21 protein-coding genes are annotated in these 25,755 nt (G+C 49.4%); all 21 read left to right on the top strand.

Annotated features, from left to right (window positions below):
- Nucleotides 1-27 precede the first annotated feature (27 nt).
- The 21 genes from BLW29_RS04235 to BLW29_RS04135 all read left to right on the top strand — a co-directional run bounded on the left by BLW29_RS04235 (nucleotide 28) and on the right by BLW29_RS04135 (nucleotide 25,753).
- Entirely contained in the window at nucleotides 28-822 is a 795-nt protein-coding gene (locus BLW29_RS04235; RefSeq protein ID WP_090976472.1) for a phosphatidate cytidylyltransferase, read from the top strand.
- A gap of 20 nt (nucleotides 823-842) precedes the next feature.
- Nucleotides 843-1,982, top strand: coding sequence for a 1-deoxy-D-xylulose-5-phosphate reductoisomerase (locus BLW29_RS04230; protein WP_090976470.1), 1,140 nt, complete (start codon nucleotides 843-845; stop codon nucleotides 1,980-1,982).
- Nucleotides 1,983-2,061: 79 nt separating this feature from the next.
- Nucleotides 2,062-3,342, top strand: coding sequence for an RIP metalloprotease RseP (rseP, locus tag BLW29_RS04225; RefSeq protein ID WP_090976468.1), 1,281 nt, complete (start codon nucleotides 2,062-2,064; stop codon nucleotides 3,340-3,342).
- 7 nt (nucleotides 3,343-3,349) lie between these two features.
- On the top strand, nucleotides 3,350-4,798 hold the full coding sequence (proS, locus tag BLW29_RS04220; RefSeq protein ID WP_090976465.1) for a proline--tRNA ligase: 1,449 nt from the start codon (nucleotides 3,350-3,352) through the stop codon (nucleotides 4,796-4,798).
- Between the two features lie 81 nt (nucleotides 4,799-4,879).
- The gene (locus BLW29_RS04215) at nucleotides 4,880-9,190 is read left to right on the top strand and encodes a PolC-type DNA polymerase III (protein WP_090976462.1); all 4,311 of its coding nucleotides are present in this window, start codon (nucleotides 4,880-4,882) and stop codon (nucleotides 9,188-9,190) included.
- A 566-nt stretch (nucleotides 9,191-9,756) separates the two neighbouring features.
- Complete coding sequence (gene rimP, locus BLW29_RS04210) at nucleotides 9,757-10,218, top strand: ribosome maturation factor RimP (RefSeq protein ID WP_090976460.1); 462 nt, start codon at nucleotides 9,757-9,759, stop codon at nucleotides 10,216-10,218.
- Between the two features lie 62 nt (nucleotides 10,219-10,280).
- Entirely contained in the window at nucleotides 10,281-11,378 is a 1,098-nt protein-coding gene (gene nusA, locus BLW29_RS04205; RefSeq protein WP_090976458.1) for a transcription termination factor NusA, read from the top strand.
- A 26-nt stretch (nucleotides 11,379-11,404) separates the two neighbouring features.
- Nucleotides 11,405-11,722: an RNase P modulator RnpM gene (gene rnpM / locus BLW29_RS04200; protein WP_090976456.1), complete on the top strand. Its 318-nt coding sequence runs from the start codon at nucleotides 11,405-11,407 to the stop codon at nucleotides 11,720-11,722.
- The gene (locus BLW29_RS04195) at nucleotides 11,703-12,038 is read left to right on the top strand and encodes a L7Ae/L30e/S12e/Gadd45 family ribosomal protein (protein ID WP_090976454.1); all 336 of its coding nucleotides are present in this window, start codon (nucleotides 11,703-11,705) and stop codon (nucleotides 12,036-12,038) included. Before rnpM ends, BLW29_RS04195 begins: the two co-directional genes overlap by 20 nt.
- Complete coding sequence (gene infB / locus BLW29_RS04190; protein WP_090976452.1) at nucleotides 12,031-14,964, top strand: translation initiation factor IF-2; 2,934 nt, start codon at nucleotides 12,031-12,033, stop codon at nucleotides 14,962-14,964. Before BLW29_RS04195 ends, infB begins: the two co-directional genes overlap by 8 nt.
- Before the next feature lie 7 nt (nucleotides 14,965-14,971).
- The gene (gene rbfA / locus BLW29_RS04185) at nucleotides 14,972-15,325 is read left to right on the top strand and encodes a 30S ribosome-binding factor RbfA (RefSeq protein WP_090976450.1); all 354 of its coding nucleotides are present in this window, start codon (nucleotides 14,972-14,974) and stop codon (nucleotides 15,323-15,325) included.
- The gene (locus BLW29_RS04180; protein ID WP_090976448.1) at nucleotides 15,322-16,332 is read left to right on the top strand and encodes a DHH family phosphoesterase; all 1,011 of its coding nucleotides are present in this window, start codon (nucleotides 15,322-15,324) and stop codon (nucleotides 16,330-16,332) included. Before rbfA ends, BLW29_RS04180 begins: the two co-directional genes overlap by 4 nt.
- Nucleotides 16,329-17,252 carry a tRNA pseudouridine(55) synthase TruB gene (gene truB, locus BLW29_RS04175; RefSeq protein WP_371264668.1) on the top strand — a complete coding sequence of 308 codons (924 nt, stop codon included), beginning with the start codon at nucleotides 16,329-16,331 and terminating at the stop codon, nucleotides 17,250-17,252. Before BLW29_RS04180 ends, truB begins: the two co-directional genes overlap by 4 nt.
- A 28-nt stretch (nucleotides 17,253-17,280) precedes the next feature.
- A complete protein-coding gene (locus BLW29_RS04170; protein WP_256208318.1) occupies nucleotides 17,281-18,237 on the top strand; it encodes a bifunctional riboflavin kinase/FAD synthetase in 957 nt (318 codons plus the stop codon).
- A 167-nt stretch (nucleotides 18,238-18,404) separates the two neighbouring features.
- Nucleotides 18,405-18,674, top strand: coding sequence for a 30S ribosomal protein S15 (gene rpsO, locus BLW29_RS04165; protein ID WP_090574209.1), 270 nt, complete (start codon nucleotides 18,405-18,407; stop codon nucleotides 18,672-18,674).
- A gap of 241 nt (nucleotides 18,675-18,915) precedes the next feature.
- Nucleotides 18,916-21,021 (top strand): polyribonucleotide nucleotidyltransferase, encoded by a 2,106-nt coding sequence (gene pnp, locus BLW29_RS04160; RefSeq protein WP_090976444.1) that lies wholly within the window; start codon nucleotides 18,916-18,918, stop codon nucleotides 21,019-21,021.
- Between the two features lie 128 nt (nucleotides 21,022-21,149).
- On the top strand, nucleotides 21,150-22,145 hold the full coding sequence (locus BLW29_RS04155) for a polysaccharide deacetylase family protein (protein ID WP_090976442.1): 996 nt from the start codon (nucleotides 21,150-21,152) through the stop codon (nucleotides 22,143-22,145).
- Between the two features lie 74 nt (nucleotides 22,146-22,219).
- Nucleotides 22,220-23,485 (top strand): M16 family metallopeptidase, encoded by a 1,266-nt coding sequence (locus BLW29_RS04150; protein WP_090976440.1) that lies wholly within the window; start codon nucleotides 22,220-22,222, stop codon nucleotides 23,483-23,485.
- On the top strand, nucleotides 23,466-23,909 hold the full coding sequence (dut, locus tag BLW29_RS04145; protein WP_177186483.1) for a dUTP diphosphatase: 444 nt from the start codon (nucleotides 23,466-23,468) through the stop codon (nucleotides 23,907-23,909). The genes BLW29_RS04150 and dut overlap by 20 nt, the downstream gene beginning before the upstream one ends.
- Before the next feature lie 360 nt (nucleotides 23,910-24,269).
- Complete coding sequence (dpsA, locus tag BLW29_RS04140; protein ID WP_090976438.1) at nucleotides 24,270-25,169, top strand: dipicolinate synthase subunit DpsA; 900 nt, start codon at nucleotides 24,270-24,272, stop codon at nucleotides 25,167-25,169.
- Nucleotides 25,166-25,753: a dipicolinate synthase subunit B gene (locus BLW29_RS04135; protein ID WP_090976436.1), complete on the top strand. Its 588-nt coding sequence runs from the start codon at nucleotides 25,166-25,168 to the stop codon at nucleotides 25,751-25,753. The genes dpsA and BLW29_RS04135 overlap by 4 nt, the downstream gene beginning before the upstream one ends.
- Nucleotides 25,754-25,755: the final 2 nt, after the last annotated feature.

Raw genomic sequence — 25,755 nt, 5'->3', positions numbered from 1 at the left:
TCGGCCTTACTGGAGAGTGTCATACAGGTGAAACAACGTATAATTACCGGCCTAATCGGCGGCGCAGCATTTATATTTCTAACTGTACTCGGCGGATGGTTTTTCTTTGCACTCCTCCTTCTACTTGCTGTTATTGGATTTATGGAATATACACGGATGAACGGGGTTTCTGCCAAACATCCGTTATCATTAATTGGGCTGGCAGGCATGCTGGTCTTGTTTATTCCTTGGGAAGATTTCGGCTTAGACTCGCCTGCAGCCATACATACAATTTGGTTATTGTTATTCTTATTACTCACGGTAACGGTTCTGACCAAAAATGTCATAACCATTGACGGAGCGGCATTGATGCTGCTTGGAGCCCTATATGTTGGCTATGGATTCCACGCGATGTACGAGGTGCGTAACGCGGAGCTCCATGGTTTACTTACGACTTGTTTGGCATTCGGTGCAATCTGGGCTTCCGATATCGGAGCTTATTTCACAGGACGAGCATTCGGTCGGAATAAATTGTGGCCTTCCATCAGTCCCAACAAAACAATTGAAGGCTCGATCGGCGGTATTGTGCTTTCACTGGCCATCGCGGCTATTTTTGCATGGATATACCCGGATATCATCAGCATCAGCAGGGCGCTGCTAATCGGTCTAATTGCGGCCGTTGCAGGGCAGTTCGGAGATCTCATTCAATCGGCTTACAAACGGATTCGCGGCATCAAGGATACCGGTTCGATTTTGCCCGGTCATGGTGGCGTGTTGGATCGTTGCGATAGCTGGTTAATCGTGTTTCCATTGCTCGTAATGACCGAGCTGCTTCCCCTGTGATTCAAGGAGGCTCCTTAGCGTTGAAGAAAATAACGATTCTTGGTTCTACCGGTTCCATAGGGACGCAAACCTTGGATATTCTAAGTCATGAGCCTGATCGTTATCAGGTTGAAGGCTTGGCTGCAGGCAATAATCTGCAATTACTTATCGAGCAAGCCAATCAATTCAAGCCCAAGAGCGTTTGCTTGTCGACCAAGGCATTAGCGGAAGAAGCTGCTCCACATTTGCCGCAAGGGACTAAGGTGCTCTATGGCAATGACGGACTGATCGAAATTGCTGCTGATAATGAGGCGGATACGGTCGTGACTGCAATTGTTGGCAGCCGCGGGCTGCAGGCAACGCTTGCTGCTATAGACGCAGGTAAACATATCGGACTCGCGAATAAAGAAACGCTTGTAACAGCTGGTCATATCGTGATGAAGCGTGCCCTTGATAAAGGTGTGTCCATTCTGCCAATTGACAGTGAGCACTCTGCGATTTTTCAATGCTTAAATGGGGAACGTCGGCGTGATGTGAACCGTATTACTCTTACAGCGTCGGGCGGCTCTTTCCGGGACCGTACTCGGGATGAACTTGAAGGCGTGACCGTTGCTGAAGCACTAAATCATCCAAACTGGTCGATGGGTGCCAAAATTACGATCGATTCTGCGACTATGGCCAATAAAGGGCTTGAAGTTATCGAGGCTCACTGGTTATTCGGGCTTTCATACGATCAAATCGATGTTCTTATTCACCCAGAGAGTATTATTCACTCTTATGTCGAGTTTGTGGATCACAGCGTTATCGCTCAGCTGGGGATGCCGGACATGCGTGTCCCGATCCAGTATGCGCTCACTTATCCGGAACGCAGGCCAACGCCAACAGAGAGATTGAATTTAGCGAAAATGTCCGCCTTGCATTTCCGGGAGATGGACTTTAATCGTTACCCATGTCTCCGATTTGCTTATGAGAGCGGACAGGCGGGGCAATCCGCGCCTACCGTATTTAATGCAGCGAACGAAACGGCTGTAGCTCGTTTCTTGGCAGGCGAGATCACATTCCTAGAGATTGAAACTGTTATAGCAGCTGTGCTGAACAAGCATCAGCTTGTAGATGTTCCCGATGTTCAGGCCATCGCAGAAGTGGATGCCTGGGCTCGAAGAGAAGCGGCAAGCATCTAACCGGTGGTTCTCTTGTATCGAACGGGAGAATAATGATAATCTAAGTACAGGCCGTTACGAACAGGAGGCAAGGGGAACGATGCATACGATTCAAGTCGTCTTTTTGACGGTAATGGTCTTCTTCGTCATTGTGACCATTCACGAATGGGGTCATTTTTATTTTGCGAAGCGTGCCGGAATATTGGTAAGAGAGTTTGCGATTGGGTTTGGTCCGAAGCTGTTTTCCATCAAACGCGGTGAAACCAGATACACGCTGCGGCTTGTCCCGGCAGGCGGTTTTGTCCGCATGGCCGGTGAGGATCCGGAGTTAGTCGAGATTCATCCCGGGCAGACCGTTGCAGTACGGGTGAAAGATAACACGGTTACTCGGATTTACTTGGATCGTTTAGATGATCGAAGCAATGTTGTCCGCGGCGAGGTCGAAACCATCGATATCGAACGTAAACTTAAGCTTGCTCTTAGTGCGGATGGAATTACGGATTCCTACGACGTACATCCGCAAGCACTTCTGATTAGTAAAGGGAAAGAAACGCAGATCGCTCCGATTGATCGCCAGTTCGGCAGCAAAACAGTAGGTCAGCGGGCGCTCGCTATCGTTGCGGGTCCAGTCATGAACTTTGTTTTAGCTTTCGTTTTATTTGGTCTCTATTTTCAAATGGCCGGTGTTCCCATGGAGAATCCGGATCGTTTGTTAATTGGCAGCGTAGTTGAAGGAATGCCGGCATCACAAACGGATCTTCGTGTAGGTGATGTGATTGATTCGGTGAACGGAGAGAAGATCGGCGGCGATTCCAACAAGATGATCGAGCTGATCAGTAAATCGGTCGATGTGCCGCTCGTATTTAACGTGCTGCGTGACGGGAAGCCGATATCTTTCAAAATTACTCCGAAGAAAGACCCCACTACAGGTGTCGGGAAACTGGGCATCTCAGCTGCGGTACCTACTCGGTCGGTAACATTCGGCGAAACATTCACCTATGCGGGCAAAGCGATGAAGAACATGACAATCATGATCTTTGATGGATTTAAGAAGCTGATTCTCGGTGACTTCAAGATGGAGGATCTTGGCGGGCCGGTTCGGACTGCTCAAGTGACAAGTCAAATCGCCGATGAAGGCATCGTCCAGCTTACTTCATGGGTTGCGGTTCTCAGTCTGTATTTAGGTATCTTTAACCTGCTGCCCATTCCGGCGCTCGATGGAAGCCGTTTGGTTTTCCTCGGATTTGAAGCTGTGCGAGGCCGTCCGGTTGATCCGAATCGGGAGAGCATGGTGCATTTCATCGGCTTTGCGATGCTGATGCTGCTCATGCTGGCAGTTACTTATAATGATATATTGCGATTGGTACGAGGGGAGCACTGAGTCGGTCATGTCGAAGGATAAGCAATTCGTAACGGAAATCACACCGCAAAACGAGGATTTCTCGCGGTGGTATATCGATGTCATCAAGAAAGCGGAATTGATGGATTATTCCCCAGTGCGCGGTTGTATCGTATTCCGTCCAGAGGGTTTTGAAATTTGGGAGCATATGAAGGATGAGCTCGACCGCAGGTTCAAAGAAACCGGTCACCGTAACGCTTACTTCCCGATGTTCATTCCGGAGAGCTTCTTCCTCAAAGAGAAGGAGCATGTGGAAGGCTTTAATCCCGAGCTGCCTTGGGTAACCGAAGCAGGCGGAGAGAAGCTTGAAGAACGTTTGGCGATTCGTCCGACATCGGAAACGATTATCGGCCATATGTACTCCAAATGGATTCAATCCTATCGCGATTTGCCCGTGCTGATTAATCAGTGGGCAAACGTTGTTCGTTGGGAGAAACGGACGCTGCCTTTCTTGCGTACAACGGAGTTTCTGTGGCAGGAAGGCCATACCGCGCATGAAACCGAAACAGAAGCGCGTGAAGAAACAAACCAAATGCTCGATATTTATCGTGACTTCTGCGAGAACTATCTGGCGATTCCGGTCATCATGGGCCAGAAAACGCCATCGGAACGTTTTGCAGGTGCAGTAGATACGTATTCCATTGAAGCCATGATGAAAGACGGCCGTGCCGTTCAGGCAGGAACGTCCCATTACCTTGGCAATAAATTCGCGGTTGCATTCGATATTAAGTACTTGGATCGCGAGAATACGCAACAGTTTGTTCACACCACCTCATGGGGTGTATCGACTCGTCTGTTAGGTGCGTTGATTATGGTTCACGGTGACGATCGTGGTCTTGTGCTTCCTCCGAAAGTAGCACCGACTCAAGTCATCATGATTCCAATTGGCCCGGCGAAGACGCGTGAGCAAGTGGTTGGACGCGTGGACGAGCTATTCGCTGAGTTGAAGAAAGCAGGCATCCGCGTGAAAGTGGATGACCGCAGCGATGTAAGTCCGGGTTGGAAATTCAATGAGTATGAAATGCGCGGTGTACCGATTCGCCTTGAGCTTGGACCTCGCGATATGGAGAATGGACAAGTTGTTCTCGTGTCGCGTATCACAGGTGAGAAGCGGATTGTCCTTCAAAGCAATTTGAAGGAAGAAATTGAGCATATGCTGGTGGAGACCCATAATGATATGCTTGAGCGTGCAAAGCAATTCCGTACGGAGCATACTTACTCTGTGGAGACGCTTGATGAGATGAAGGCACTCTTCGAAGAACAGCGCGGCTTCGCGCTTGCCGGCTGGTGCGGATCAGATGCATGCGAGCGTCAAGTGAAGGAAGAAACGGGTGCAACGAGCCGTAATATTCCGTTTGAGCCTGCAGAGCACAAAACCGTTTGTCTCGTTTGTGGAGAGAAATCCGAGCATTCCGTCGTATTCGCCAGAGCTTATTAATAGCAACAAGAGTAAAAAAGGAATAAACGGCTGTATTCGCTGAAAGGCGGCGACAGCCGTTTCGTCTTGGGGGAGGACAATATGAACCAAACCGGGGGAAAGCGACAGCGGTTCGAACTGCTTCTGAAGCAGGCGGATCTGCCGCAGCAAATGGTCGATGAATATTTCGCAGATGGGTATATAGATAAAGTAATCGTAAGCCGGAGTAACCGGGAATGGACGTTTTGCATTGGCAAAACGACTATGGTTCCGTTACCGGCTTTTGGTGTTTTTTGTCGTGCAGTCGTTGCGAAGTATGCCCATATTGCTCAAATCTCGTTTCAGTTTCAATATAGCAGCGAGGTATCGAAGGATGAACTGATTCAAGAATATTGGCCGGCATTTGTGGAATGGCTGCAGCAGAACAATCCTTCCGTTAATGGCTGGATCAGTAAATCGAAGATCATTGCTGAAGGTGATCTGATTACCCTTCATCTGATGGACGACATGGGTCTTGAGCTTGCGAAGAAGAAGAAGATTGACGAGCTTGCGATTGATTTCTTCAAGCAGCAATTTGCTACTACCTGCCGGATGAAGATGATTGTCGGCGAATCCAATCAAGAGGTGTATGAGCAGTTTGCTCAGAAGCGGGAGCAAGAAGAGCGCGAAGTTATTCAAGCGATGATGACAAGTCCTACGGTATCGGAAGAGCCGCAGCTAGACGAAGGCGAAGTTCGCCTTGTCGTCGGTTACGATATTCGAGATGCGCCTGTGCCGATTATGAACATTATTGAAGAAGAGAAGAAGGTCACCGTGCAGGGCGCGGTATTCGGTCTCGAAGAGAAAGAACTCCGCAATGGCAGCACGCTATTTACATTCAACGTTACGGACTTCACTGACTCTATCGCGATGAAGATGTTCGCGAAGACGAAAGACGATGTCAAAGTGTTGAAGCAGCTCGCTAATGGCAAATGGATCAAGGCACGCGGACGCGTCGAGTATGACCGCTTCATGATGGAGCCCGAGCTGGTCATGATGCCTTCCGATATGCATGAAGTTTTGGCACCAAGGGAATCCAAGGATGATGCCGAAGAGAAACGCGTCGAGTTCCACTTGCATACGACGATGAGCACGATGGATGCGGTTGCTCCGGTGGACGCATACATTAAGCAAGCTGCCAAGTGGGGACACAAAGCGATAGCCATTACAGACCACGGCAATGTGCAGTGCTATCCGGAAGCGGCTAAAGCGGCTAAGAAACATGGCATTAAAGTATTGTTCGGATTAGAGGCAAACGTAGTCAATGACGCCATTCCGATGGTTATGAATGCGCGCGAAGAAGCGATGCAAACGGCTGTTTACGTTGTATTCGACGTCGAGACGACGGGACTTTCCGTTGTAAACAACAAAATCATTGAGCTTGCCGGCGTCAAAATGCATGAAGGCAAAGAAATCGATCGGTTCTCGACGTTCATCAATCCGCATGAAGACATTCCTTATCACATTCAACAGTTAACGAATATTACGAACGAAATGGTCGAAGACGCCCCGGAGCTGGGTCCGAAGATTCATGAGTTTATCGATTTTATCGGGGATGCGGTGCTTGTTGCCCATAATGCCAGGTTTGATATGGGGTTCCTGAATGCAGCCTGCAAGCTGCATGGTCTTCCGGAAGTGAAGAATCCCGTTCTGGATACGCTTGAATTTGCGCGATTCCTGCATCCGACGATGAAGAATCACCGACTAAATACCCTTTCGGATAAATATAAAATCAGTCTCGAAAATCATCACCGAGCCATTGATGACTCCATTGCACTCGGCGGCGTACTATTTGGCTTAATTGGCGATGCGGCTTCTCGCAACATCACCGGTTTACAGATGCTCAACGACTACGTCGGGCTCGACTTGTCGAATATGCGTCCATTCCATTGCTGCATTTACGCATTGAATGGAACGGGCAAGAAGAATCTCTTCAAGTTGATTTCGAAATCGCATACCGAACATTTCAAACGCGTCGCTACGATTCCGAAGAGCAAACTGACCGAATTACGAGAAGGAATTCTAGTCATCTCCGGCTGCGAGAAAGGCGAGTTCTTCGAAGCGGTCATGAATAAATCGTTGGAAGAGGCAGAGGAAGTCGCGCATTATTACGATGTGCTGGAGATTCAGCCGATCGACTTCTATATGCATCTCGTTGAGAAAGGTTTCGTCGCCAGCCGTGCTGAGATTGAACAGGCCATTCGCCGTGTATGTGAGATTGGCGATAAGCTTGGCAAGCCGGTCATCGCGACAGGCAACGTGCATTACATGCTGCAGAGAGATAAGCTGTTCCGCGACATTACGATCCATGGGATTACAGGCTTTAGTCCGCTGAAAGATATCCGCAAGCCGGATGCTCACTTCCGCACGACTAAAGAAATGCTTGAGGAGTTCGCTTTTCTAGGTGAAGCTCGTGCTTATGAGGTGGTAGTCAAGAATACTTCAGAGCTGGCTGATCGATTTGAACCGTTTGATATGTTCCCGCCGAAATTATTCGTTCCTATTATCGAAGGCGCCGATGATGAAATGCGTAATACGTGTTATGACACTGCGCGCAGGCTGTATGGCGAACCGCTTCCGGACGTCGTTACTGAACGACTCGAGAGAGAGCTTGTACCGATTACGAAAGCCGGTTTCGCTGCCAACTATTTGATCTCAGCGAAGTTAGTGAAGAAGTCGAATGAGGATGGTTACTTGGTCGGATCACGGGGATCAGTAGGATCGTCCATCGTTGCGACTTTCCTTGGGATATCTGAAGTAAACCCACTGCCTGCGCATTATACATGCGTAGATGAAGCTTGTAAGTTTAGTGAATGGTTCCTTGACGGCAGTTATCCGAGTGGATTCGATTTGCCGGACAAGGTTTGTCCGAACTGCGGCAAGCCGCTCAAAGGCGAAGGTCAGGATATCCCGTTCGAGACGTTCCTTGGATTCAAAGGGGACAAAGTTCCCGATATCGACTTGAACTTCTCCGGTGAATATCAATCGGTAGCTCATAACTTCACGAAGACGATGTTCGGGGCGGAAAATGTGTTCCGTGCAGGTACAATCGGTACGGTAGCGGAGAAAACAGCTTACGGCTACACGAAGAAATACGAAGAGAGCTATGGGAAGAAGTGGCGCGGGGCAGAGCTTACAAGGCTTGCTAATGGATGTACCGGTGTTAAACGAAGCACGGGACAGCATCCTGGCGGTATCGTTGTTGTGCCGGACTACATCGAGGTTGAGGATGTAACCCCTGTTCAGTATCCCGCGGATGACCAGAATGCCGAGTGGAAAACGACCCATTTTGACTATCATGCCTTCGAGGATAACCTCTTGAAGCTCGATATACTGGGGCACGATGATCCGACCATGATGCGTATGCTGCAGGATCTTACCGGTATTGATCCGACAACGATTCCGATGAACGATCAGAAAGTCATGAGTATGTTCAGTTCAACGGATGCCCTTGGCGTCACGCCGGACAAAATCCGTTCCTCGGTCGCGACGTATGGCGTGCCGGAGATGGGAACCAAGTTCGTGCGCCAGATGCTTGAGGAGACGAAACCATCAACCTTTGCCGATTTGCTGCAAATTTCAGGGTTGTCTCATGGAACCGGGGTTTGGCTCGGCAATGCGCAAGAGCTGATTAAGAACCGTACCTGTACGATCAAGACCGTTATCGGCTGCCGTGATGATATTATGTTATTCCTCATCTATAAAGCAGGCATGGATGCAGGTCTCGCCTTCAAAATTACCGAGAGCGTTCGTAAAGGTAAAGGTCTGACCGCAGAGTGGATCGATGAAATGAAACGCTGTAAAGTACCGCAATGGTACATTGATTCCTGTCTAAAAATCGAGTACATGTTCCCGAAAGCCCATGCGGCTGCTTACGTTATCTCGGCAGTACGGACGGCGTTCTTCAAGCTGTATCATCCAATCGCATATTATGCGACGTACTTCTCCATTCGTGCCGAGGATTTCGATCTAGAGCTGCTATGCAAGGGATATGAGGCGATCTCGAAGAAGCTGGTCGAAATTGAACAAAAAGGCTTCAACGCCACGCCGAAAGAGAAGAACAGCGTTTCCTTGCTTGAGATGGCGCTGGAGATGACTGCGCGCGGCTTCTCCTTCAAGCCGGTTGATCTCTATCGTTCAGAAGCTACTCGATTTATCATCGACGGCAACTCGATTATCCCGCCATTCGGCGCAATCAGCGGGATCGGCGAGAACGCTGCGAAGAACATCGCAGGCGCTCGCGATTTCGGCGAGTTCCTATCGGTCGAAGACTTCCAGCAGAAATCGAAAGCAACCAAAACCATCGTCGAAGTTCTGACGACAATGGGCTGCTTCCGGGGATTGCCGGAGTCGAATCAATTGTCCTTGTTCTAGGTTGTGTCTTCACCGCAGGTGAAGTAAGGAAAGTTCACCGAAGGTGAACAAGCCCCGGAGGGGCGACTGTTTAAGGTTTATTCTTCTGGGGTTTATGGTAGTTTTAGGTGTACTGGTTTCACCGAAGTTGCCGGAGGACCTCGGCAACTTCGGCTTCGCCCCTAAGCGCTGGTAAGCGAGGGGAAGGAGCGGAGTTCGGGGTGCAGCCGGAGAGTTTACGTGCCGCCTTTGAACTCGGGATGCCACCGCGAAAGCGTCTAATCGAGCATCCCGAGTTCAACAGCGGCCGCAGGCGCACCTCGAATGGAGCGACCCACCCCGAGCGCACCTTAAGGCGCCGTATTGTCACCACATCATGGTTATGTTATAATCTTTCTGGTAATGCTGATGATACGACCTTTTCGCAGAAGAGTGGGGAAACCCACTCTTTACGTTTTGTCTGCACCTTTTTACATATACGATGGGACATAAGCAGGTCTGCAACAGGTGCATTTCAGCTGAAAAATTAAACTGACCGTACGCCGACTATGTTGTGGCGCACCGCTGCAGTGGGAGGTACATTGTTTTTGAGCACATCCACAATCAAAACCGCTGTCGAAGAGATGGTTAGACCGTTCCTCGATGAAAATGGATTTGAACTCGTTGACGTAGAGTATGTCAAAGAAGGAAGCAACTGGTTTCTTCGTGTCTACGTGGACAAAGAAGGCAACATTGATATCGATGAATGCGGCCGGATTAGCGAATATTTGAGCGAGAAGCTGGATGAGAACGATCCGGTATCTGACGCTTATTTTCTCGAAGTATCCTCGCCGGGTGCGGAACGTCCGCTTAAGAAGCCCGAAGATGTGAAGAAATCGGTCGGCAAGCATGTGTTTGCAACGACTTATGAGCCGATCGGCGGCTTGAAGGAATTCGAAGGCAAGCTTCTTTCATTTGATGGGGAAGAGATTGTCATTGAAATCGGCAAGAAGAAACATATCTTGCCGTATGCGAAAGTTGCAAGTGCCCGTTTAGCCATCGTCTTCTAAGGAGAAGGCAGCGGCATGATTATAACGTTAGGGAACTAGTTGAAAGGGGGAACTCATTTCCAATGAGCATGGAATTTATTGAAGCACTGACGGAAATCGAAAGAGAGAAGGGGATCAGCAAGGATATCTTGCTGGAAGCCATTGAAGCAGCCCTGATATCGAGCTACAAACGCAATTTTAATACTGCCCAGAATGTACGTGTAGATATTAATCGGTTTACCGGAGTCATCAAAGTGTATGCACGCAAAACTGTAGTTGAGGATGTACTGGATCCTCGACTTGAAATCTCGGTTGAAGCTTCCCGTGAGCTCAACCCGCATTATCAGCTGGATGATATTGCAGAAATTGAAGTAACGCCTCGTGATTTTGGCCGGATTGCGGCACAAACCGCAAAGCAGGTTGTTACACAACGTATCCGTGAAGCAGAACGCGGCCTCATTTACAATGCCTTCATCGATAAAGAAGAAGACATTGTGAATGGTATCGTGCAGCGTCAGGACGTGCGGAACCTGTTTATCGACCTTGGCAAAGTTGAAGCGGTGCTGCCGCTGACAGAATTGATGCCAACGGACAAATTCAAACATGGAGACCGCGTGAAATCGTTCATCACGAAAGTGGAGAACACGACGAAAGGACCGCAAATCTTCCTTTCCCGTACACACCCGGGCTTGCTGAAACGCCTTTTCGAACTCGAGGTACCGGAGATTTATGACGGTGTCGTTGAGATTCGTTCTGTCGCACGTGAAGCGGGTTTCCGTTCCAAAATCGCTGTTTATTCCCGCAATGCCGAAGTGGATCCGGTAGGATCATGCGTTGGTCAGAAGGGGATGCGCGTACAAACCATCGTTACAGAGCTCAAGGGCGAGAAAATTGACATCGTCCGTTGGTCCGAGAGCGTTGAGGAATATGTTGCGAATGCGCTAAGCCCTTCTAAAGTTATCGAGGTTATCGTGTACGAACAAGAGAAGATGGCACGCGTTATTGTTCCGGATTATCAGCTGTCGCTGGCAATCGGGATTAAAGGTCAGAATGCTCGTTTGGCTGCGAAGCTGACGGGTTGGAAGATTGATATTAAGAGCGAAACGCAGGCGGAGCAAGAATTTGGTCGTCCAAAGTCGCCGATGAGCACCATGCATCAGGATTCCGTCTCCATCGACTAAGCACTTATGTTCAGGGGGGATGAACGATGAGACCTAGAAAAATTCCACTGCGTAAATGTGTGGCTTGCCAGGAGATGAAGGCTAAGAAAGAGCTGATCCGCGTCGTTCGTACGCCTGAAGAATCGGTTCTGATCGATTTGACGGGGAAGAAAGCAGGTCGCGGTGCTTATCTTTGCGGGAAGGTCGCTTGTTTTAAGCTAGCCAAGAAGAGCAGAGCACTGGATCGGGCTTTGAAACAAACCGTTGGCATGGAAATATACGATCAGCTCGAGCAAGATTTTATCGCTGTAGAGGATACGTTTAACGCGAATAAGGATGAGATCGATGACGAAGACGAAGCATAAATCGCTTAACATGCTAGGTATGGCAATGCGGGCCGGTAAACTCGTTACCGGTGACGAAACCGTATTGAAAGCTGTCCAGCAGGGAAAAGCGAAACTTGTCATAGTTGCCGGTGATGCATCAGATAATACGAAGAAGAAGTTTCGGGACAAATGTACCACTTACAATGTTAAACTCGTAGAAGCATTCGACCGAATTACGCTCGGAGACGCAATCGGCAAGTCCGAGAGGGTTCTCATTGGTGTAACCGACTCAGGCTTTTCTAAAAGCATTGCACAGAGCTTAATTGAACCTACGGAGGTGGAGTATATTGACTAAACAACAAGACAAAGATAAAACACGCGTTTACGAATATGCGAAGTCCTTAAATATGAGCAGCAAGGAAATCATTACCATCCTAAAGCGGCTCAATCTTCCCGTTAACAATCATATGAGCGTCATGGAAAACGAAATGGTTTCGAAGGTGGAAGGTTTCTTCCGCGATATTAAAGCGAATGCAGCAGCGAAACGTGCCCAGGAGAGCGCGACCGTCTCTGCAGCAGCTCAGTCGTCTAATCGCCAGCAACCGCAAGGCCAGCCTGAACGCAAGGCGGGGTCCAATACGAATGCTCCAGCGCAAGGACACGGACAGGTCAACAAAAATACTCAGGAACAGCAGGGGAATATGAATACAACAAATACGCAAACACCTAGCACAAATGCAGCTCCGACTGCGAACGCAGCATCTCAGCCGGCTAGTACACAAACTCCGGCATCTAGCGTAACAGCGGGCACGACACCGACGACCTCCAATCAACAGCCTACAACAGGCCAATCGCAAGGCAGCTCGAATTCCAATCCGCGTCCGCAAGGTCAAGGCGGCTATCAAGGCAACCGCCCGCAAGGTCAAGGCGGCGGCTATCAAGGCAACCGTCCACAGGGCCAAGGTGGTCAAGGCGGTCAAGGCAATCGTCCACAAGGTCAAGGCGGCGGGTATCAAGGCAACCGTCCACAAGGCCAAGGCGGCGGGTATCAAGGAAATCGCCCACAAGGTCAAGGTACCGGCTATCAAGGTAATCGTCCACAAGGTCAAGGTTCGTCGCAAGGTGGTCAAGGTCAACGTCCGCAAGGTCAAGGCGGCGGCTACCAAGGCAACCGTCCACAAGGTCAAGGTGCGAGCGGCGGTGGCGGCTATCAAGGCAACCGTCCTTCAGGTCAAGGCTCGAATTCAGGCGGCGGCCAAGGCGGCGGATTCCGTCCATCAACTCCGCGTCCGGATCAAGCGAGTCAATCGCCGAGTCGCAACAATGCACCGGCTCGTACATTCGAGTCACGCAGCACGTCTTCCGATGATCATGCTAAGAAAAGAAACAATCCAAAGGCAGCTAACAGCAACTTTGGTGCGAATAAACGCTTTGAAGATTCACGTACAGGCAACTTCAAAAACAACCGCGGCGGCAAGAACAACCGTGGCAAAGGACAACAGCAAGAACGTAAAGAGAAAATCGACAATACGCCGAAGAAAATTATTGTACGCGGCGAAGTGACGGTTGGCGAATTGGCAAAATTGCTGCATAAGGATGCTTCCGAGGTTATCAAGAAGCTCATTACGCTTGGCGTCATGGCTACTATTAACCAAGAGGTTGACCTAGATACTGTACAACTGATCGCAACAGAGTACGGTGTTGAAGTTGAAGTGAAGATTCCAGTGGAAGAAGATGCATTCGAAACATTGGAAGAGAAGGACGAAGAGGATACACTCGAATCCCGTCCTCCGGTTGTAACGATCATGGGTCACGTCGATCATGGTAAAACAACGCTTCTTGATGCCATCAGACACACCAGCGTAACTTCCGGTGAAGCAGGCGGCATCACGCAGCATATCGGTGCTTACCAAGTTGAGATCAATAATAAGAAAATCACTTTCCTTGATACACCGGGTCACGAAGCGTTTACGCTTATGCGTGCTCGTGGTGCTCAAGTAACGGATATTACAATCATCGTTGTAGCAGCCGATGACGGCGTTATGCCGCAAACGATCGAAGCCATCAACCATGCTAAAGCAGCAGGCGTTCCGATCATCGTAGCGGTTAACAAGATCGATAAGCCAGGCGCTGACGTAGATAAAATCAAACAAAGCTTGACCGAGTATCAGCTCGTTCCGGAAGAGTGGGGCGGAGATACGATCTTCGTTAACGTATCCGCTAAGCAGCGCACCAATCTTGAGGAGCTCCTTGAGATGATTCTGCTCGTTGCCGAAGTGAACGACTACAAAGCCAATCCGAACAAGCGTGCCCGCGGTACTGTAATTGAAGCCGAGCTGGACAAAGGTAAAGGTCCTGTTGCGCGCGTTCTGGTTCAACACGGTACACTTAAGATCGGCGATGCATTCGTAGCAGGCAACTGCTTCGGCCGTGTTCGCGCCATGGTGAATGACAAAGGACGCCGTCTCAAAGAAGCGGGCCCAAGTACACCGATCGAGATTACCGGTCTGACAGAAGTACCGCAAGCTGGCGATCCATTCCTTGTATTCGAAGACGAGCGTAAAGCGCGTGCCATTGCAGATCGCCGTGCCATCAAGCACCGTCAATCCGAGCTTGGTGCAAATTCGAGAGTAACGCTTGAAGATTTGTACAATCATATTAAAGAAGGCGAAATCAAGGATTTGAACGTAATCATCAAAGCGGACGTTCAAGGTTCCTCTGAGGCGCTTAAAGGATCGCTTGCCAAAATCGACATCGAAGGCGTACGCGTTAAGATCATCCATAGCGGTGCCGGCGCGATCACGGAGTCCGATATCAACTTGGCAGCAGCATCGAGCGCGATCGTTATCGGCTTCAACGTTCGTCCAGAGCCGCAGGCGCTAGCAACTGCAGAGCAGGAGAAAGTTGATATTCGTCTTCACAGCATCATCTATAACGTGATTGACGAAATTGAGCATGCTATGAAAGGGATGCTTGATCCGATCTTCAAAGAGGTTATTATGGGTCAGGCTGAAGTGCGTAATATTTTCAAAGTTACCAAAGTCGGCGTAATTGCAGGCTGTATGGTTACTTCCGGGAAAATTACACGCAGCGCGAAGGCTCGCTTAATCCGTGCCGGAATCGTGGTTTTGGAGACCGAAATCGAATCGCTTAAAAGGTTCAAGGACGATGCAAAAGAAGTGGCACAAGGCTACGAGTGCGGCATAACGCTCGAGAAGATGAACGACCTTAAAGAGGGAGACATCATCGAGGCTTACGTCCTGGAAAGTGTAGAGAGGTGATTAACCTATGGCTAAAGTCCGCGTAGGACGTGTAGGTGAACAAATCAAGAAAGAATTGAGCCAAATCATTCAGACCGAGCTCAAAGATCCGCGCATCGGTTTCATTACAGTAACCGGCGTTGATCTAACGAATGACCTATCGCAAGCACGTGTATATCTTAGCGTGCTGGGAAGCGAAGAGCAGAAAGAAGAAACGCTTAAAGCTCTTGCCCGCGGTACAGGTTTCATTCGCTCCGAGCTCGGCAAACGCATTCGATTCCGCCACACACCGGAGCTGCTGTTTAAATTCGATGGCAGCATCGAGTACGGCAGTAAGATCGAGGCGTTGCTGCATTCGATTAATGGCCGGAGCGGCGAATGACCGCGGCGAAAGCTGCGGTGTTCTCAGCCGCTTATCAAGAACAGCTGCAAGCGGCGCTTGACTTCATTCGAGACGGCAATCGGTTTCTTGTCGTCTCGCATGTTCAGCCGGATGGAGATGCAATCAGCTCGACGATTGTGGTCGGCTGGCTTCTTCGCCAGTTGGGCAAGCAGGCCGTCCTGATTAATGAAGGTGCAGTGCCGATTCGTCTTCATTTTCTGGAATCGTCTGCGTCAATCATTAATTATAGCAAGCAGCCATTGGAAGAAACGTTCGACCGCATCATCGCTATTGATTGCGCGGACTTCCGCCGAATCGGGCGGATAAGTGAACGATTTGCCGAATCAGCTCAGTTGCTTAATATCGATCATCATCCTACTAATGATGCTTTCGGCACAGCTAACTTAATCCGAATCGATGCGGCTGCAACGGTCGAAATTTTATACGATCTTATCGAGCATGGGGCCATTTCACTTGATCGTGAAGTCGCTACCGCTATATATACGGGTCTACTTACCGATACCGGAGGATTCCGTTACTCCAATACCACTCCAAGGGTCATGCAAGTTGCATCGCGCATGCTTGCGGAGGAAGTTGAAGGACACTGGATTGCCAACCATTTGCTGGAGCAAATGACCAAGCCCCAATTACTTCTCTTGCAGCGTGGGCTGAATCGGTTGACGTTCTCGGATGATAACCGGATTGCATGGTTGTATGTGGCTTTCTCCGATATGTCGGAAACCGGTGCAGTTGGCGATGACCTTGAAGGTCTCGTTAACTACGCGGTAAATGTGGAAGGCGTTGACGTAGGCATCTTGTTCAAAGAAACCGAGAATGGCGATGTGAAAGTCAGCATGCGTTCTTCCGGCAAAGCAGATGTCGCGGCAATTGCACAATCATTCGGCGGTGGCGGACATGTCCGGGCAGCAGGTTTTCGATTGGAGCAAGGCATGCAGGAAGCGATCGGCAAAGTTGTGCAAGCAGCAAGTGAGGCGCTAACGCTATGATGGATGGCATTTTGGCAGTTTGGAAGCCGGCTGGCTGGACCTCGCATGACGTGGTCGCGAAAGTCAGAGGCATCGTTAAAGTCAAACGTATCGGCCATACGGGTACGCTGGATCCTGCTGTAACCGGTGTGCTGCCGCTATGTATTGGCCGTGCGACGCGCGTAGTCGAATATGTGCAGGAGCGGCCTAAAAGTTATGAAGCGGTGATGCAGTTTGGTATCGCGACAGATACAGAGGATTTAACCGGTACTGTGCTGGAAGAGCTGCCTTCTGTAACGTTGACTGAAGCGGATATTCGCCGTGTCTTGTCTTCGTTCTTAGGCGAGATCGAGCAAGTACCTCCGATGTTTTCCGCTGTACGAGTGGATGGTAAACGGTTATATGAGTTGGCACGCGAAGGTCAAGTGATTGAACGGAAATCCAGACCTGTAACGATTTATTCGCTGGATTTGCTGGAGATGAAGCTGGATCAGCCGCATCCGTCGATTCGTTTCTCCGTTTCCTGCTCCAAAGGCACTTATATTCGCACCTTGTGTGTAGATATTGGACAAGCCCTTGGTGTACCTGCTGTAATGGCGGAATTAACGCGAACGATGTCCGGCGGATTTACGAAAGAGCAGTGCTTCACCCTTGAACAAATCGCGCAGCTGCAAGCTGCCGGCGAATTAGAAGAGAAGCTTACTCCATCGGATGAAGCGCTTGATCATTTCCCCCGTGCTACAGTTAGCATGGAGAATGTACAGCGCGCCTTCCAAGGCAAGCGGATCTACTTGAACGCGCTGTTCGATCATGGAGATTACACTACGAACTCCATCATCCGCCTCTATGGCAATGACGGTACATTCGTCGGGTTGTTTACTCCGGATGAAGAAACAGCGACGCTTAAAGCTGTTAAGGTCTTTACCAAAACAGCAGATTAGTGAAGAACATAAAGCAGGTGTGACTGCAGTGGAAATCATCTCATTACAATATCCGATTGTCTCGACTCAAGCAGCGCTGTCAGCGAAACCGAAAACGGTGGCAATCGGTCATTTTGACGGCGTACATCGCGGCCATCAGAACGTGATTCGTCATGCGATGGAAGCTGCCCGCGCGGCAGGTTTGCAGGGAGCAATCATGACCTTTCATCCTCATCCGAAGGAAGTGCTTGGTCAAACCGGGCAGTATACGACTAGCCTCACTCCCCTTGCAGAGAAGGTGGAGCGTTTTCGCGAATTAGGCGCACATGTCGTATACATCGTAAACTTCGATTTAGAGTTCGCGAGCGTGACGCCGTCTGACTTTGTCGAGTACGTGCTGCGTCCGCTTCAAGTGAAGCATGCGACGGTCGGCTTTGATTTTTCCTTTGGAGCCAAGGGTGCAGGGAAGCCGGAAACATTATGGGCACTTGGTGAGCCTGATATCGAGGTGGAAATCGTGGATCCTTTCATGCAGGATGGAGATAAAGTAAGCAGCACGCTAATTCGTGAAGCACTTTCCGAAGGGCGGCCTGAAGTAGCGGAGCAGCTCCTCGGCGAACCGTACCAAGTACGGGGAGTTGTAATTCACGGGGAAGGCAGAGGACGGACGATCGGTTTTCCGACAGCGAACATTAAGCAAGAAGCAGCCTATGTGATACCTAGACAAGGCGTCTATGCTGTAATGGTACAAGTTGACGGGAAGCGGGTGCCGGCTGTTCTCAACATTGGCGTGAAGCCGACTTTCCATGAGAAACTGCCGGAGCCTGTTATGGAGGCTCATCTGCTTGAATTCAGCGGAGATCTGTATGATAAATCCATAACGGTGCAATTCATTTCCTTCTTGCGAAGTGAGAAGAAGTTCGGCTCCATTGATGAATTGATTGCTCAAATCAAATCTGATGCCGAACAGGCGAGTTCCGTTCTGGCTGCTTACAATAAGAATTAAGCTCGGCATTTACTTCTTGTAGGCAGTTGTGGTATACTCTATTTCGTTGCGTAATCATGTTCTATTCACACTACGCGCGACTTTACAGAACCTTAGCTTGGCCGGTTCGTTTTTCACCGGGCGACGGCGAGGCTAACGGCGATTATGATAGAAGGAGGTGAACATGGATGGCACTTACACAAGAGCGTAAACACCAATTGATCGACGAACACAAAACCCACGCGAACGATACCGGTTCTCCGGAAGTTCAAATCGCTATCCTGACGCAAAACATCGTCAACTTGACAGATCATCTTCGGACGCACAAGAAAGATCATCACTCGCGTCGCGGTCTGCTTAAGATGGTTGGTCAACGTCGTAAACTGTTGGCTTACTTGAAAAACAAAGACGTTAAACGTTACAGCGCATTGATCGAAAAACTCGGCCTTCGCCGATAATAGATGCGGGGATAAAAGCAACCTGGTTGTCAAGCCGCCTGGGATTCCAGGCTCAGCTGCACTGGGTTGCTTTTTGTAAATGAACCATACATAATATTTTTGAGCAGCTCCCTTCGGAGCTTTTCTTATAGGTAATTATTCAGCAGTTTATGGTATGTAAGTACGCGTATGGAAATTAATGAAACCTGACAGCTGAGCATTCCGGGTGGAATGTAGCGGCTTGCAGTTAAGGAGGAATAACATGCTGCATCGTGTAGAAACCACGCTTGGCGGCCGACCGTTCATTCTTGAAACGGGTCGTTTAGCCAAACAAGCAAACGCAGCGGTAACCGTGAAATACGGTGAAACTGTAGTATTATGTACGGTTGTATCATCCAGCGAACCGAAGAATCTAGACTTTTTCCCGCTGACAGTCAACTATGAAGAGCGTCTATATGCGGTAGGTAAAATTCCAGGCGGTTTCATCAAGCGTGAAGGACGTCCAAGCGAGAAGGCGATTCTGGCGAGCCGTTTGACAGACCGTCCGATTCGTCCGCTATTCCCTGAAGGATTCCGTAACGAAGTTCAAATTGCCAACATCGTCATGAGCGTGGATCAAGATTGCACGCCGGAAATCGCAGCGATGATCGGGACTTCCGCAGCGTTGACGTTGTCGGACATTCCGTTCAACGGCCCTATCGGCGGCGTAATTGTTGGCCGTATCGACGGTCAATTCATTATCAACCCGACTGTTGAGCAAGAAACGAAGAGCGACGTGTACGTTGTAGTCTCAGGTACTAGAGATGCGATTATGATGGTAGAAGCGGAAGCTAACGAAGTGCCGGAGGATGTTATCCTAGAGGCGATCATGTTCGGTCACGATGAGATCAAACGTATTGTCGGAACAATTGATGAGCTTCAAGTTCTTGCCGGCAAACCGAAGGTTGAAGTGAAGCTGAAAACTGTAGATGCTGGTGTTAATGAGGCTGTTCGCGCGTTTGCGAAAACACGCCTTGTTGAAGCGGTAAGTATTGTGGAGAAGCATGCCCGTCAAGAAGCGATTGATGTGGTGAATGCAGACACGATTTCCCACTTTGAAGCTGAATATGCGGAAACGCCGGAGCTTCTTGGCGATGTGAAGGAAGTCCTTTACGATATCGTCAAAGAAGAAGTTCGTCGTTTGATCACGCATGATAAGGTTCGTCCGGATGGACGGGCTCTAAGCGAAATTCGTCCGATTGAATGTGATGTCGCATTGCTGCCGCGTACGCACGGTTCTGGTTTGTTCACACGTGGACAAACGCAAGCACTAAGCATCTGTACGCTTGGCGCGCTTGGCGATGTGCAAATTCTGGACGGCATCGATTTGACTGAAACGAAACGTTTCATGCATCACTATAATTTCCCGCCGTTCAGCGTAGGGGAAGCTAGACCGCTTCGTCCTCCGGGCCGTCGTGAAATCGGTCACGGTGCTCTTGGCGAGCGTGCGTTGTCCAAAGTCATTCCGAACGAAACTGAATTCCCATATACGATTCGTCTCGTTTCCGAGGTACTGGAATCGAACGGTTCAACCAGCCAAGCAAGTATCTGCGCAAGCACACTTGCTATGATGGATGCAGGCGTTCCGATCAAAGCACCGGTAGCAGGTATCGCAATGGGTCTAATCAAAGACGGCGATCACTTCTCCATTCTCTCGGATATTCAAGGGATGGAAGATCACCTCGGCGATATGGACTTTAAAGTTGCCGGTACGGCAGCAGGCGTAACTGCGATCCAAATGGATATCAAAATCGACGGTATCGACCGTGCGATTCTTGCGCAATCCTTGGAGCAAGCACGTGTAGGCCGTTTGCACATTCTTGGTAAAATGAATGAAGTGATGCAAACACCTCGTACAAGCCTGTCGCAATATGCACCTAAGATCGTCATCATGAAGATCCATCCGGACAAAATCCGTGATGTTATCGGCTCCGGCGGTAAAATCATCAATAAAATCATTGATGAAACCGGCGTAAAAATCGATATCGAACAAGACGGAACCGTGTTTATTGCGTCTTCTAATGCAGAAGCCAATGAGCGTGCAAAACAAATCATCGAAGGCATCGTACGTGAAGTTGTTGTAGGCGAGGTATACCTCGGTACAGTGAAACGGATCGAGAAATTCGGCTGCTTCGTAGAAATTTTGCCGAACAAAGACGGTTTGGTTCATATTTCGCAAATCTCCACAGAGCGTGTAGCTAAGGTTGAAGATGTCCTGAAAATTGGCGATCAAATTACCGTTAAAGTAACGGAAATCGATCAACAAGGCCGTATCAACTTGTCCCGCAAAGCGGTTCTGTCGCCTGAGGTTCCTGCTCAGCAGTCCTAAGGCTAGCGTAAGCAACAAGAAATGAGAGACAGATGATAGCATCTGTCTCTTTTTTGTTGTTCTTTCGCTTCTTCTCATAAAGTGGGCCGAGCCATAATATGATGAAGGAGAAGGGTGGGACAGCTCCTATGAAGCTGAAGAAAGCAATCGTCATGGCAATCGTCATGCTTACATTGATTACATTTGTTAGGCTTTATAGCCCGCTCAATGAATACGTGACGCTCCTTAAGAATGGAGAGCGTGCTGCGTCTGTACCGGCGCTGTACGCATTCTCCGGAACCAACTCCGCTCTGATGGATACGATTCGTTCAGAGGCAGAGAAGAAGCGCATTGCGCCGGTGGATGCGAGAGTGGACCGGGTGTGGAAAGCGATACCGGGCTATAACGGGCTCGAGATTGATGTGGATAAGACCTATCGGCTCATGGAGAACGCCCCGGAGAGTGAGCCTATTCGATTTGTATACAGGGAAGTTGAACCGAAAATTAGTTTGAATGATCTTGGACGGGTCCCCATCTATAAAGGCAATTCCAACAAACCGATGGTAGCGCTGATGATCAACGTTGCTTGGGGAAATGAGTACATTCCTTCCATGCTGAATACGCTGAGGAAAGAAAATGTCAAAGCTACGTTCTTCTTCGACGGGTCTTGGCTCAAGAAAAATACGGATGTTGCTAAGCAGATTCAAGCAGAGGGACATGAAATCTCGAATCACGCTTATACACATCCGAAGATGAGTCAACTTGATCGGCGTTCTGCATATAATCAAATTGCAAAGACAGAAGCACTGCTGAAGTCGACCTTGAATGTAACGAATCATTGGTTTGCGCCGCCTTCGGGCGATTTTAACCAAATGACGGTTGATGTCGCGGCAGAGCAAGGGCTCAAAACAGTTCTCTGGACGCTCGATACGATTGACTGGACGCATCCGCCTGCCTACGCAATCATTCGTAAGGTGCGCACTCGGGTAGAGCCGGGATCGCTCATCCTCATGCATCCGACAGATTCATCAAGCGCTGCACTTCAAGGGATGATTACCGCAATTAAGCAGAAAGGGCTAATGCTCGGAACAGTAAGTGAAACGCTTTCCCCCAAGAGAACCTCATTAGTTGAGGCAAGACCATAATTTTGTTATAGTGAAGTCATTGTATTTCTGCTAGATGATAAAGAAGCAGCAGAAAACGTGTAGGAGGAACCGAATTGAATAACTATACCCTTAGCAATGGTTTACGCGTCGTAGTAGAATACATACCGACATTCCGATCGGTGGCCTTTGGGATTTGGGTCAAGACTGGCTCGCGAAATGAATCGCCTGAGAATAATGGGATATCCCATTTTATCGAGCACATGTTGTTTAAAGGAACGGAACGTCACAGCGCCAAAGATATCGCAGATCTGTTCGATGGAATCGGCGGTAATGTAAATGCGTTTACAGCCAAAGAATACACCTGTTATTTTGCCAAAGTATTGGATCAGCATCTGCCGATCGCCGTGGATGCGTTAGCGGACATGTTCTTCAATTCACAAATGGACGCAGCGGAATTAGCAAAAGAGAAAAACGTCATACTCGAAGAAATTTCGATGTACGAGGATACACCTGATGATAAGGTTCACGATGAAGCGTCTCGTGCTGCATATGGGGATCACCCGCTCGCTTACTCCATTCTTGGTTTGGAAGAGCGGTTAAGTGCCATGAACGGCGACTCGCTGCGCGGATACATGAAGAGCCAGTATCGAATCGATAATACCGTCATCAGTGTGGCAGGTAACGTAGAAGAGAAGGCCTTGCTGGAGCTGCTCGAGCAGCATTTTGGAGGATTCCAGAATAACGGGACGGAAACGGCGGTTTCTACGCCAACCTTTAACGGACAGTATCTGTTCCATAAGAAGAAAACCGAACAAAACCATATTTGTATCTCGTTCCCGGGCTGTTCGATAGCAGATCCGCAGCTGTATGCGATGATTTTGCTGAACAATGCGGTAGGCGGAGGCATGAGCTCCAGATTGTTCCAAGAAATCCGTGAGAAACGCGGTCTTGCTTATTCGGTTTATTCCTACCATACGTCTTATGCAGATAGTGGACTATTTACTGTTTATGCAGGGACGGCGCCTAAGCAAACGAAAGAAGTGCTGGAGCTGACGATGGCTCAAATGCATGACTTGGCTGTGAAAGGGCTAACGGATACGGAACTGCACCGCGGTAAGGAGCAGCTTAAAGGAAGTCTGATTCTTAGCCTTGAAAGCACGTCCAGCCGGATGAATCGTCTTGGCAAAAACGAGCTGATGCTTGGCCGTCACTATACGCTGGATGAAATGTTGAAGCGCATTGATGATGTCGATATGAAAGATATTCAAGACGTAACGAAACGAATGCTATCTGTTCCTTTTGCCGTGGCGATGGTCGGCAGCAACGATAAAGCAGCAGCGTCAATCGGGAGGGATTCACTTGTTTCAAGTACACTTTAAACGACTGCCCGGCAATGAAGAAATCGCGCTGCCCCGCAAGATGTCAGAGCTTGCGGCGGGATTCGATCTTCAAGCGGCGGTCAATGAGCCAGTAATCTTGAACCCGGGAGAGCGCAAGCTCATTCCTACGGGGTTCTCGATGGCTATGCCTGCAGAACTGGAAGCGCAAATTCGTCCCAGAAGCGGGCTTGCTTATAAGCATGGGATCACATGCTTGAATTCGCCCGGGACAATTGATGCAGATTACCGCGGGGAGGTAAAGGTGCTGCTGGTTAATTTGGGGCAGGAGCCATTTGCGATTGAACGTGGGGAGCGCATTGCGCAGATGCTGTTCCAAATCGTGCCTGATGTAGCGATTACGGAAGTGGATGAGCTGCCTGATACTGTACGCGGTACAGGCGGCTTCGGCCACACAGGGGTGTAATCTTAAGCTGCAAGTGTAGAAATTATCTATTTATTGTACGAAGAGCACCGGGGCAGTAGCCCTGGTGCTTTTTTGTCTCTTCATGCCGCTCGAATTTGATTTTCACCCCGCTCTGGGCGAATGCATAAGATGGTCTATAACCAAGTGCGCATACTGTCATTTGGGTTGCCTTGACGGAAGGCGCTGGGGCAGTTAGAGAGGTGCTGCTAACCGAACCGCGATATACGCGCGTCTAACGGTTACAGTAGGACTGCTAACCGAGCCGCGATACATTCGCGTCTAACGGTTACAGTAGGACTGCTAACCGAGCCGCGATACATTCGCGTCTAACGGTTACAGTAGGAAAGGAGTGATTCCCTTATGTTGACAGGGGTTCAGGTCTTGCTTCTTGGCGGTGACGCTCGGGGGCTTGAGGTCATCCGGAAGCTGACCGAGCTCGATGCATCGGTTACGGTTGCGGGCTTTGATCAGCTGCATTCCTCACTGGATGGAGCGGTGCGCGCCGAGCTCAGCGAGGATTTATTTGCAAATGCCGATGCGCTTGTCCTTCCGGCTGTCGGAACGGACGATGACGGCAAAATCATTGCTGTTTTCAGTGACCGCGAATTAGCGCTTACTGATGAGTATGTTGCACGTTTACCGAAGCATTGCACCGTGTATACGGGGATGGCTAAGCCATATTTGCGGAATTTATGCGGCAAATATGCCATTCGGCTTGTGGAGTTGTTTGACCGCGATGATGTTGCCATTTATAACTCGATCCCGACAGCGGAAGGTGCTGTCATGATGGCCATTCAGAACACGGATATTACCATTCATGGTTCATCCTGTATGGTGCTTGGCATCGGCAGAACAGGATTTACATTGGCACGAACCTTGCAGGGACTTGGGGCAAAAGTGAAGGTAGGTGTGCGCCGCGAGGAGCATTTTGCAAGGGCGTATGAGATGGGGTTTGAGCCCTTCTACATCAAGCAATTACAGCAGTTTGTGGGGAATATTGACTTGCTTTTTAATACAATTCCGACTATGATAGTCACAGCGCAAATTATAGCAAATTTGCCATCGCGAGCGGTCATTATTGACCTCGCTTCGAAGCCCGGCGGAACGGATTTCCGCTTTGCCGAGAAGCGCGGAATTAAAGCGATGCTCGCCCCCGGCCTACCAGGAATCGTCGCACCCAAAACCGCTGGACGTATCATTGCGGATTGTTTAAGTCGATTGATTGAGGAAGATTTCAGGCAACGGGGGAATGAGCAATGAAATGGCAAGGCAAAACGGTGGGCTATGCGCTCTCCGGTTCTCACTGTACGTTTGCAGAGGTCATGCCGGTCATTCAGCGGTTTGTTGACGAGGGAGCGAATGTAGTTCCGATTGTGACGCAAACACTGATTACTACGGATACGCGATTTGGAACTGCGGCAGAGTGGCAGCGACAGCTGAAGTCCATCACTGGCAATGAAATTATTTCGACAATCGTTGATGCTGAGCCCCTGGGGCCGTCTAAACTGCTCGACGTTCTTGTTATTGCACCTTGCACGGGCAATACGACAAGTAAACTCGCCAACGCGATGACGGATAGTCCTGTACTCATGGCTGCGAAAGCGCAGATGCGCAATCAACGCCCGCTTGTTCTCGCCATCTCGACGAATGACGGTCTCGGCTTAAACGCCGCTAACATTGCAAAACTTTTAGTATGTAAAAACGTTTATTTCGTACCTTTCGGACAGGATAATCCGATCCAGAAGCCCAACTCGCTTGTCGCCAAAATGGAGCTGGTACCTGAGGCTTGTGAAGCCGCTCTACTAGGTAAACAGCTGCAGCCTTTATTGATCGAACGATCTTAATT

This window comes from Paenibacillus sp. CF384, assembly GCF_900106745.1.
GTDB lineage: Bacteria > Bacillota > Bacilli > Paenibacillales > Paenibacillaceae > Paenibacillus_Z.
The sequence above is the reverse complement of the archived record's forward strand: the minus strand, read 5'-3'. Positions and strand labels throughout refer to the sequence as shown.